12 protein-coding genes and 1 tRNA gene are annotated in these 10,649 nt (G+C 58.2%); 7 read left to right on the top strand and 6 right to left on the bottom strand.

Annotation, left to right across the window (positions count from 1 at the left end; translation table 11 throughout):
- Positions 1 to 233 precede the first annotated feature (233 nt).
- The 4 genes from J7382_RS19710 to J7382_RS19695 all read left to right on the top strand — a co-directional run bounded on the left by J7382_RS19710 (position 234) and on the right by J7382_RS19695 (position 2,772).
- Positions 234 to 500: a hypothetical protein gene (locus J7382_RS19710; protein ID WP_209070700.1), complete on the top strand. Its 267-nt coding sequence runs from the start codon at positions 234 to 236 to the stop codon at positions 498 to 500.
- 11 nt (positions 501 to 511) lie between these two features.
- The gene (locus J7382_RS19705; protein ID WP_209070699.1) at positions 512 to 973 is read left to right on the top strand and encodes a hypothetical protein; all 462 of its coding nucleotides are present in this window, start codon (positions 512 to 514) and stop codon (positions 971 to 973) included.
- Positions 974 to 1,069: 96 nt separating this feature from the next.
- On the top strand, positions 1,070 to 2,023 hold the full coding sequence (locus tag J7382_RS19700) for a DMT family transporter (RefSeq protein ID WP_209070698.1): 954 nt from the start codon (positions 1,070 to 1,072) through the stop codon (positions 2,021 to 2,023).
- A gap of 110 nt (positions 2,024 to 2,133) precedes the next feature.
- Positions 2,134 to 2,772: an HAD-IA family hydrolase gene (locus J7382_RS19695; RefSeq protein ID WP_209070697.1), complete on the top strand. Its 639-nt coding sequence runs from the start codon at positions 2,134 to 2,136 to the stop codon at positions 2,770 to 2,772.
- Here the strand turns inward: J7382_RS19695 and J7382_RS19690 are convergent.
- Entirely contained in the window at positions 2,769 to 4,022 is a 1,254-nt protein-coding gene (locus J7382_RS19690) for an MFS transporter (RefSeq protein WP_209070696.1), read from the bottom strand. The two genes, J7382_RS19695 and J7382_RS19690, sit on opposite strands and share 4 nt — an antisense overlap.
- Positions 4,023 to 4,169: 147 nt before the next feature.
- Between J7382_RS19690 and zapE the strand changes: the two genes are divergently transcribed.
- Complete coding sequence (gene zapE, locus J7382_RS19685) at positions 4,170 to 5,243, top strand: cell division protein ZapE (protein ID WP_209070695.1); 1,074 nt, start codon at positions 4,170 to 4,172, stop codon at positions 5,241 to 5,243.
- Positions 5,244 to 5,300: 57 nt separating this feature from the next.
- On the opposite strand, the gene J7382_RS19680 is transcribed toward zapE, so the two are convergent.
- Together J7382_RS19680 and J7382_RS19675 are read right to left on the bottom strand one after the other, a co-directional pair.
- Positions 5,301 to 6,029 carry a caspase family protein gene (locus J7382_RS19680; RefSeq protein ID WP_209070694.1) on the bottom strand — a complete coding sequence of 243 codons (729 nt, stop codon included), beginning with the start codon at positions 6,027 to 6,029 and terminating at the stop codon, positions 5,301 to 5,303.
- A 50-nt stretch (positions 6,030 to 6,079) separates the two neighbouring features.
- Positions 6,080 to 6,667: an OmpA family protein gene (locus J7382_RS19675; protein ID WP_209070693.1), complete on the bottom strand. Its 588-nt coding sequence runs from the start codon at positions 6,665 to 6,667 to the stop codon at positions 6,080 to 6,082.
- Between the two features lie 366 nt (positions 6,668 to 7,033).
- Between J7382_RS19675 and J7382_RS19670 the strand changes: the two genes are divergently transcribed.
- Positions 7,034 to 8,098 carry a peptidoglycan-binding domain-containing protein gene (locus J7382_RS19670; RefSeq protein ID WP_209070692.1) on the top strand — a complete coding sequence of 355 codons (1,065 nt, stop codon included), beginning with the start codon at positions 7,034 to 7,036 and terminating at the stop codon, positions 8,096 to 8,098.
- A gap of 66 nt (positions 8,099 to 8,164) precedes the next feature.
- Here the strand turns inward: J7382_RS19670 and J7382_RS19665 are convergent.
- Positions 8,165 to 8,240: transfer RNA gene (locus J7382_RS19665), tRNA-Trp, on the bottom strand.
- Positions 8,241 to 8,366: 126 nt separating this feature from the next.
- Here J7382_RS19665 and J7382_RS19660 point away from each other — a divergent pair.
- Positions 8,367 to 9,080, top strand: coding sequence for a DUF374 domain-containing protein (locus J7382_RS19660; RefSeq protein ID WP_348540059.1), 714 nt, complete (start codon positions 8,367 to 8,369; stop codon positions 9,078 to 9,080).
- A 20-nt stretch (positions 9,081 to 9,100) separates the two neighbouring features.
- On the opposite strand, the gene J7382_RS19655 is transcribed toward J7382_RS19660, so the two are convergent.
- Together J7382_RS19655 and J7382_RS19650 are read right to left on the bottom strand one after the other, a co-directional pair.
- Positions 9,101 to 10,408, bottom strand: a complete 1,308-nt coding sequence (locus J7382_RS19655; protein WP_209070691.1) for a tetratricopeptide repeat protein — start codon at positions 10,406 to 10,408, stop codon at positions 9,101 to 9,103.
- A 175-nt stretch (positions 10,409 to 10,583) separates the two neighbouring features.
- The coding region (locus J7382_RS19650; protein WP_209070628.1) for a hypothetical protein at positions 10,584 to 10,649 on the bottom strand (66 nt) is incomplete at its 5' end.

Raw genomic sequence — 10,649 nt, 5'->3', positions numbered from 1 at the left:
GCCAAGGGCTGACCAAAACCTCCGCATCGCCCCTTTTGTTACCGGGGCGGGTGGGTGGGCGGTGACAAAAGGGGCGACGCGGTTCCCGATTGGGGCGCACGCAGGCGGAAAATAGAGATGGCTTTCCCCGTATACGGCGTGCAAAACTCAACGTCGACGCCCAAGGTTGCAGGCCGGCTTAACACGCATCCGATTTCCTCCCGCCCTCAGCGGGCCCCGAAAGGACAGACACCATGGCCACCAAAGCAGAGCTGGAAGCCGAACTGGCAGACCTGCGCAAACAGCTTGATGAGAGCCGCACCACAGCCGCGCGCTCCGAGGATGCAGAGACGTCTTCAACGGAGGCGAACACTGGGGCCCCTTCTTCCGAAGACAGTCAGCCGTGGGAAGATAACCTATCCGACCTGCTCGAAGAGCTTGATCAGATTCCACATAAAAATGCACTTCTGCTGGGGCTGGGCATCTTTGCCGTCGGCTTCCTGCTCGGCCGCAGCAAATAAGGAGCGCCACAATGAACCGCCTGTCGCGTAACATCTCCATCATCCTGCGCTCAGAACGCCTGATCGCACAGCGTCACCTCGCTGTACTGCGACGCCAAACCGGCCTGATGGCAGCGGCAGGCATCGCCGCTGCGGTGGGTCTGATCATGCTCAATCTTGCCGCCTATTTCGCCCTTTCCACATCCCTTTCGCCCGCCGCCTCCGCTCTGATTGTGGCGCTGGTCAACCTCGCACTCACAGCGCTCCTCATTGGCCTTGCCGCAAAATCCACTGTCGGCGAAGAAACGACAGCAGTGGCTGAAGTGCGCGACATGGCCATCGAAGATATCGAAGCGGAGTTGCGTGTGGCCGTCGAAGAGGCCAAAGCCGCGTCTGAAGCGTTAAAAAGCATGGCACGCGACCCATTTGGCGCGCTGGCACCAGCCATGGTGGGCCCCATCGCAAAAGCCGTGGTCAAAGCCATGACAAAATAGACCCAGCACACCATAGAGCTCAAAAAATCTATTAAAAATGTGCCTTTGGTCGCTTTTGGCCTAGACCGTAAGCGCCGCAGGCGACATCAGGTGTTTATGACCAATCGCATTCCTCTTGGCCCGCTCTCTGCCCTGATCGCCGTCTTCTTTTTTGCGATCAATGATGCGGCCATCAAGTTCCTGTCCGGCGATTATGCCCTGCATCAGATTGTGCTGATCCGCTCTCTGGTGGGTTTGGCCATTCTCTTGGTGGTAATCGTACCATTTCAAGGTGGCCTGTCCGCCCTGCGCACCCAACGTCTGGGCATGCACCTGCTGCGCGGATGCTGCGTTGTCTTTGCCAATACCACCTTCTTTCTGGGCCTTGCGGTCCTGCCGCTGGCCGATGCCATGGCGGTCTTCTTTGTGGCGCCGCTTTTGATCACCGCCTTTGGCGCATTACTGCTGGGAGAAACCATCGGCCCGCGTCGTCAGGCTGCGGTCGGTGTGGGGATGTTCGGCGTCTTGGTCATGATCCGCCCCGGCGCCGATGGCTTCAACCTCGCCCTGCTGCTGCCACTGGTGGCAGCTGTGGCCTATGCCCTGCTGCATGTGCTGACCCGTAAAATCGGCAACACCGAAAGCGCGGCCACCATGTCGATTTTCATTCAGATCACCTTCATTCTGGTCTCCAGCACCGTTGGCCTGTTTCTGGGACATGGTCGATGGGCGGACAGTGGCGGCGAAATGCTGCAATTCCTGCTGCGCCCCTGGCATATGCCTGCGCTTGGCGATTGGCCTGTTCTGATCCTGATCGGCACCTCCATTGCCTTTGGCGGCTTCTTCATATCTCAGGCCTACCGCCTGTCAGAGGCCAGCCTGCTTGCGCCACTGGAATATGCCGCCATGCCCATGGCTGTGGTGTTTGGCGTTGTCTTGTTTGACGAATGGCCCAGCGCCACCACATGGGTGGGCATCACATTGATCATCGGCTCCGGTCTTTTTGTCTTCTGGCGCGAGGCACGCTCTCCAAACCCCGGTGAGGTGCAGCGCCCCGGCGCACGGCGCTAGACCCGCTTTTGCGGCAGTGCAGCAAAAATCGGTTTGCCTCTCATCGCCAGCACAGTAGGCTCTCCATACAGCCCCCCAAGGGGCAAAACAGGGACAATCAGGGGCGCGACATGAGCCAGATAGACGTGGTCATCTTTGACATCGGCAATGTGCTGATCAAATGGCAGCCAGAAGATTTCTATGACCGCACCGTGGGCGAGGCGCGGCGGCGCGCTTTCTTTGCCGACACCAATATCCATGCCCATCACGAGAAGATCGACGCAGGTGCCTCCCTGCCGGAAATGATTGACAGCCTCATCCCTCAATATCCTGAATATGCCGCTGAACTGCGCATGTGGAATGACAATTGGAACGATCTCGCCGCCCCAGCCATTCCCCACAGCGTACATCTGCTCAACGCGCTGGCCGACAAGGGGGTGCCCCTCTTCACGCTCACCAATTTTGGTCATGACAACTTCCCGCTGTCACAGGCGGTCTACCCGTTCCTCACGCGGTTTGACCGTGAATATGTCTCCGGGCGGCTGAAACTGATCAAGCCGGATCCGGCGATCTATGCTCATGTGGAGGCGGACAGCGGCATCGCCCCTGAGCGCCTGCTTTTTGCCGATGACCGGGCAGACAATATTGCCGCCGCTGCCGCACGTGGCTGGCAGACCCACCATTTCACCACGCCACGGGGCTGGGCAGATCGCTTGGTGGCCGAGGGTCTCCTGACCGAAGCAGAAGCCGCCTGGCCAGCAGAGTCTTAAGCCGCCACAGCTGCCGGTGCGCGCTTTTCCGTGATTGGTAGATGCACAATCGCACTGAATGCGCCCACGGCCACGCCAACCCACCAGACGGCCGTGTAATCGCCATATTGGTCATACATCCGCCCGCCGAGCCATACGCCGAGGAAGCTGCCCAATTGGTGGGAGAAAAACACGATCCCATAAAGCGTGCCCATGTAACGCAGACCATAGAGGTGGGCCACAAGACCCGATGTCAGCGGCACCGTGGCCAGCCACAAAGAGCCCATCACCACAGAGAAAACAATCACAGTGGTCGGTGTGATCGGCATCAGAATGAACACTGCCGCCGCCAAGGTCCGCCCAGTATAAATCCCCGTGAGCAGATACTTCTTGGGAAAGTGATTGCCAGCCCACCCCGCCAGCAGCGTGCCACCGATATTGGCCAACCCGATCAGTGAAATCGCCACCGCTCCCAGCGCCGAAGTGGAAGTAATCCCCAAAGAGGCCAACGCCCCCCCCGGCGCAATCGGCCCGCACATCTCAGTGATCATCGCGGGAAAATGTGCAGTAACAAATGCTAACTGATAACCACAGCTGAAAAACCCCAGAAAGATCAGCGTGTAAGAAGGGTCGCGAAAGGCCCGCTTCAAAATCGTGCCCATGCTCTCCTGCAGCTCTGCTTTGGACGCCGCAACAGGGGCTCGCATCAGGGGCAACAACAGCAGCAAAGACAAAATCGCCACAGCAAATACCACAAAAGTCTGCTGCCAGCTCATGAAAGACAGCATCCATTCGGCCATCGGCGCACCAAAGACCTGCCCGGCAGAACCTGCTGCTGTGGCAATCGCCAGCGACATCGAGCGATTTTCATCAGAGCTGGCCCGCCCCACCACCGCCAGAATGACACCAAACCCCGTGCCAGCGATGCCAAAACCTACAAGGATCTCCAGCATCTGATGGGCCTCGGGCGTCACAGCAAAGGACGAGAGTACAAGCCCCGCCGCATAGGTCAGCGCCCCCAACACAATCGCTTTGCGGTCACCTACCTTTTCAGCGATGGCTCCGAAAATCGGCTGACCAATCCCCCAGGCAAGGTTCTGGATGGCAATCGCAAGAGAAAATTCACTGCGCAGCCAGCCAAATTCCGCAGCAATGGGGATCTGAAACACCCCAAAACTGGCCCTGACGGCAAAGCTCACCAAAATAATGACACAGCCCACAATCAAAACCGGGGTCATCAACGGTGTTCTCACCTGAACATTCTGGGCCATCATCTCTCTCCTGTCGCGGCACCGCGCATACTGAACAAATGCACAACTTCGCGTCAATTCACCATTTGTCCCCCCCGTCATCACAACCCGTAATATCCCTTCACACGCCTCTTTTCCTTACGCCTGCAATTGGCTAAGCACTCAGCTATGAGCACGCTGCCCGAGATTTACGCCGCCAAGGTTGCCGATGGCAGCCTCACCGCAGATGACGCCCAAGTGGCGGTTCTGCCCCATTTGGAACGCATCCGCGCAGAGCTGGCGCAGCCGGTTAAGAAAACCTGGTTTCGCAAGGCAACGCCACCCACGGTAAAAGGTCTCTATCTCTGGGGCGGTGTGGGGCGCGGCAAGTCCATGTTGATGGATCTCTTTGTGGATCATCTCTCCGTGCCTGTGCGCCGCGTGCATTTTCATGCCTTCATGCAGGAAATCCATGAGGCCATGCATAAGGCGCGCGGCGACGGCATCGAAGATGCCATTCTTCCAGTCGCGCAAAGCGTCGCTCAAAGCGTGCGTGTGCTGGCTTTTGACGAAATGCAGATCACCGACATCACCGATGCAATGATTGTTGGCCGCCTGTTCGAACAGCTCTTTGCCGCTGGGGTGGTGGTGGTCACCACCTCCAACCGCGTGCCGGATGATCTCTACAAGAATGGGCTCAACCGCCAACTTTTCCTCCCTTTCATTGCCATCATAAAAGAGCAGTTACAGGTTTGGGAGCTGGTTAGCCCCAACGACCACCGCCAAAATCGTTTAGCAGGTAGCCAAGTGTACTTTGTGCAAGCCGGCACAGAGGCCCGCGCCCAGATGCGCGCCATCTGGGAAGATCTCACAGGCGGCGAAACCGCGCCGCTGGTGCTCACCGTCAAGGGACGCGAAGTCACCCTGCCCGCCTATCGAAATGGGGTGGCACGCGCATCTTTCTTTGATCTCTGCGGCAAAATGCTGGGCCCCGGCGACTATCTTGCCATCGCCAATGCGGTGAAAGTGCTGGTGCTCGAAGACATTCCGGCCCTCAGCCGCAACAACTTCAACGAGGCCAAGCGGTTTGTTACGCTGATCGATGCGCTCTATGAGGCCAATGTGCGCCTGATCTGCTCCGCCGCGGCAGAGCCCGAAATGCTCTATCTCGAAGGGGAAGGCACCTTTGAATTTGAGCGCACGGCATCACGGTTGCGCGAAATGCAGGATGCGGACTGGGGCAAGGATCCCAACGCACCTTAGTGTCGCAACCTCCATTGGTGTTTTCACGCCGGAGCAGAAACCTATTAGGCTCGACGTCTAACTTTTCGGCAGTTTCTGAACATAGGTCTGCACCAACAAGGCGGATTGCATCCACGGCACCTGCACCCCCTGCGTCTGGCTCAAAACATCGCGCCGGATTTGGCGCACCAACGCGGGCAAATCAGGCGATATAGGCGTCACATGGCGCAAAAACGCACTCGCAAAAGGGCTTTGCCCCTTGGCCCCATCATACGCCATCGTTCCCGGCGCAGCCGCATAAACAAGGGCCAGCCCCGCCAACCACGTGTGTCCCAAATGTGGTGCTGGCGGCGCATCCTGCGCCCAGCTTTTTGGGGAACGACAGGCATCAAAAAAGATAATCTTCTGACGTGGACGATCCGACAACACTTTGGCAAAGGTCTGCACCGGCAAGGCCATTGCTCCCCTCAAGGCTCTACCGCCCTCTGCCACCGCATCCACCGGCACGTAGTAGCTCTCCCCTGCCCACATGCCCCCATGTCCCGCGAGGTAGATCACCACCTGTTCCGCTTCTGTCGCCGTGGCCTGTATCACCGCCAGCGCGCGCAAAATGTCCCGCCTTTTCGGATTCTCCAGAAACACCACCGTATAATTCAGCGCCCGCAGCCGCGCTGCCACCTGCGCCGCATCTTGACGCGCATGACGCAAGGCCGCCTCTCCGGGGTAGGCATCACTGCCAATCACAAGCGCCACATGGCTCTGTCCGCGCAGATCCGCCTGCCCTGCCCCTACTGCGGCAAAAACCATGGCCCATGCCAAGAGAAGAGCTCTGCATACTCGATGGCGCGCACGCCTAGCTAGCATGGATCACCGCCCGCGCGGCGCACCATGATTTCCACCCGCCGGTTCAGAGGATGCGGCCCGGGGATACCCCCGATCAAGGCGCGCTCTCCCTGACCTTCAATGGCAATCCGCGCCCGCGTCACCTGCGCCGCCTCCACCAGCACATTGGCCACGGTCTGTGCCCGCTGTTGTGAGAGACGCATATTAAAAGCCGGGCCACCCACACTATCGGCATGACCCACCAGCTTGATACAATGTTGCGCCAGTTTAGGGGCCGCAAGAATCTGCCCCAACCGCTCCAGATGGGCCTGATATTCTGCGGTCAGATCCGCTGAATTGAACGGGAACCGGATGAAATACCCCTGCTCTTGCGGCACACTGTCCAATCCCACCGCCCCCCGATCAAATCCAGCCGGTGGCAAACGCCGTGCCGCCCCCAATGTCGCCACATCAGGAGCAACACACCCCTCATCCACCATGCCCGTCAAAGCAAAATGAATGGCGCAGCGGTCCGCTGTCACCGGGAGTTCTGGCGGCGCGCAAAAGCCCGCTGCAGACAGGAAGAAAGAAAGAAAAAGCGGCAAAACCAACACCCGAAACATACCATTGCCTCAACTCAAAACACAGGAAAGACCCCTTCATAGTCCCATGAATCCGTTAGCCAAAGGTTAGCGGAATCAGCGCGTTTTCAGGCAAATTTACCTCAAATGCCGAGCGCCCGTTCAGACATCGTCAACGCATTTTGCGCAGACTCAATAGCACTGTGTTTTTGGTGTGTTTGGTGAGTGGTGTTTGTGGGTTGCGCAGCGTTTTTCCGTGGTGGTGTGGGACATGGCATAAAGTCTGCCCTGATTTGTGGCCTTCTGAGCGGATGTGCTGCCTCACGGGCAGATTTCACGCCCGCGGTGGCACAGCCTGATGCCCGGCCCACGCGCAACTTCACGTCGTTTTCTCACGCGCTAACCTGCATGGACGGATTACTGGCGCAATTGCCCAAACGACGCTATCTGGTTTCTTCCTCCGACATTCCCGACGAAACCCGCAGCGTCTCTGTCGGGGCGGATGACATGCTGGTCAACGCCCTCAACCAAATGAATCGCAAAAGCGGGCGGTATGTCTTTCTGGATCAGGCGCGGATCTCTGGCTTTGGTCAGCTGGAGTTGATCACCACCCGCAAAAAGGGCGAAGTGAAGCCCAATCTCTATATCCGTGGCGCGATCTCTCAGGTGGATTCAGACACCGCCGTGCGCAATGCCAGTATTGGTCATGATCTGGATGGGGATCGCGGCTTTACCACCTCGCTTTACCGCAACAGTCGCACGCTCTCCGTGGTCTCCGTGGATCTGCATCTGGTGCAATATCCCAGCCGTCAGGTCCTGCCCGGCGGCTCGGTCTCAAATTCCATGGTTGTGACCCGCCGGGGCCTCACCGGCACGGTTGGGGGCACCATTGCCTCCGCCGATATCGTCGCACCCATTTCCATCGTCCGACTGGAAAGTCAGGGACAGGCTGTGCGCAACCTGATTGAACTCGGCCTGATTGAGCTGCTCGGGCGCCATTCCGGCGTACCTTACTGGCAATGCCTCAACGGCCCAAAAACCGATGCCCGCGGCGCTGAACAACGTGAGCGCCGCTTTGTATTGCATGGGGCGGACATCACCCTAATGCAACAACAGTTGATCGCCCTTGGGTATCTGAAAGGCAGCGCCACCGGCACGCTAGATGGCCCTACACGACAGGCAATCACGCGCTTTGAAGTGGCGCATCACCTGATCGCTGATGGCGTGCCAGATTTCGACTTAATGGAGCGCCTCAACCGCCTGGCCCCGCTAGACACGCTCGCCTCGACACCACAGCCCACGCCCCCAAAGCCGCCCACAGGCACTGCTCAGCCGCCGAAAGTCAAACCCACGCCTCCACCTGTAGCACCTCGCGCCGCCCCAGCGACATCGCCCCAATGTGTGCGCGGAGAAAAGTGTGAGGGCATCTACCAGAATCTGTATGACTTCATCAAAGATGATCTGGATTTGTGACTCAGGCAAAATCCACCACAGTCTCAGCAACTGATTGTCTTAAGGCAAATTTAAACTTTGGGAAAATGGCAGGGGCACCAGGGCTCGAACCCGGGACCTACGGTTTTGGAGACCGTCGCTCTACCAACTGAGCTATACCCCTAACGTGGGGAGTTTCGTAGTGCAGTGCCGCGCCAGTGGCAAGAGGGAAAACGCGCAAAAACCACAACTCTGGCCAGCTTTGTGCAAGCGATGTAAGAAGCGCCCATAGTGAAGAGGTAAGCGCCCCGTGTCCCTGAAAAGTCTCCGCAAGAAAATCGCCAACAATCCACGGCTCAACAGCGCAGTGGAAGGTCTGTTTGCCCACTATGTGCGATTCGCCTTTCGCACCTCGCGGTTTGACCGGACTGGCTGTGCAGAGATGGATGCCTGCGTGGCCCGAGGCGAGCCGGTGATCTTCGTGGTCTGGCATCAACGCCTGATCATGGCGCCCTTCATGTTCAACGCCCCCGAAGGTGCGCGCATCTGTGCGCTGACCTCTGCGGCAAGGGCTGGACGGCTGGCGGGCCAGATTCTTGTGCGGCTCGGCTGGGAAACCATTCCCATGTCCAGCCACAAGCGTCATGTCACCCTGTCCCGCGAGGTGCTCAAACGCATCAAACAGGGCTGTTCTATCGGCATCGCCGCAGATGGCCCCCGCGGCCCAGCACGCGTATCCTCCACGGTGCCCATCATCTGGGCGCGCACCTCTGGCGCGCGTGTCTTCACCGTAGCCTTTGCCCAAAAACGCGTGATCCGCTTCCCGACATGGGACAAACAAATGCTGCCCCTGCCCTTTTCACGCGGAGTCATCACCTGCGCGGAATGGACCGATGCGGTCCCACGCAAGCCCTCTGAGGAACAGATGGAAACCCTACGCCTCAGCATTGAGAGCGCGCTGGATAACATCACCGACGCCGCAGATACAGCCCTCGGCAAACCTAGTGAAAACCCAAACCACTGACCGTCGTCAGGGCGCAGCTTTCAGCCGTCATTCTCCGAATAGCGCACACGCATCTGAATGGCCTGAACAAATTGGGCCGCCCCCACCAGTTGCTTGAGGAAAAACCCGAGCTCCTCCTGTGGAAGACCGGCGTCCACAGCCTGATCAAACCGCTGTTCTGCGGCCTGAAAATCCTTCTCTCCGATCAGCGTCAGCGCGTCATAATAGATCAGCCACTCCTCATCCGGGAAAACACTGATAGAGTGGTTCACCGCCTGCCGCGCTTCCACATATTGCTCTTCTGTCAACAAAATCTGCGACCGCAACTCATGATCGAAATAATCCGCCTCGCCGTTCTCAAAAACCTCTGTAATGGCCTGTAATGCGGCCTGATTTTGCCCATCATCAAACAGCAATGACGCCCGCCAATAGTTCAAATAAGCCTCATAACCCAGCTTATCTTTGGCTGTATCCAATGTTGCAAAGGCATCCCCTGTCCGCCCCATCTGCGCCTGAGCCCGCGCAACACGCACATACCCATCACTGTTGTCAGGCAGCAGAGCCACAATGGTTTCACCATCCCGCATCGCCTGCGCAGGACGACCCAGGTTCAACAATATCAGCGAGCGCCGCGACAGCGCAGAAAGATAGGTCGGGTCCACCTGCAACGCGCGATTGACGAACCCCAAGGCCTCCTGCCACTCCCCCTTGTCAGATAGCACATACGCAATGCCATAAGCTGCGTTTTCATCGTCAGGGGACAGATCCAACGCCTCTTCAAACACGCCTTGCGCCAAACCGGGCTGCCCCTCCTCCATGTAGAGCCAGCCCTTCTCCCGCAGAGCCCACAGGTAATCCGGCGAAATCGCCATTGCCGCATCCAGATAGCCCACCGCCTGATCAATCGAGGCTTGCCCGGCCCGGTACAGGCTGCTGCCCAGACCAGCCAGCGCCTGCGCTTCAGGGTTGACCGCCATGGCCTTTTCAAACCAGATGGCGGCCTGCGCGTAATCGTCTCGCATGAAATCGCTCCAACCCAACCCATTGAGCGCAAGATCGGACCCCGGTGCTGCAGCATACATCGCCTCAAACAGACGACGTGCCTCTTCATGATTGCCAAGGTTCTGATGGGCCCATGCCAGAGAATCCTGCATTCTCAAGCGCTGTGCCTCAGTGGCGCCAGAGGCTTCAAGCGCCGCCCCACAGATCTCAATCAATCGCTCAGGCTGATCCGCATAGCTCAAACAGACACTCTCCAGCGTCTCTTCACTGCTGGAAACAAGCGGCTTAGCATCCACCGCCGTTGCACCGGGCAGTGCAACCATCAATAAAGGGAACAACAAACGCATATCAGACAGGTCTTTTCAGTTTTTCGCCTGACGCAGGTTAGCGTCTTTATTGGAAATGAAAAGCCAAGGCACGGCGGGCTGACCATCTCTTATACGCCTCTGATAAAAAGACGGCCCAACGCAAAAGAGCCGCCCCGTTGGGCGGCTCTTTCGTTTCGCGTATCAGATGCTCTGATTATTCGACGATTTTGGACACAACACCGGAACCAACGGTGCGGCCGCCTTCACGGATCGCGAAGCG

This window comes from Shimia sp. R11_0, assembly GCF_017744035.1.
In the GTDB taxonomy this organism is placed as follows: Bacteria; Pseudomonadota; Alphaproteobacteria; order Rhodobacterales; family Rhodobacteraceae; genus Shimia; species Shimia marina.
The sequence above is the reverse complement of the archived record's forward strand: the minus strand, read 5'-3'. Positions and strand labels throughout refer to the sequence as shown.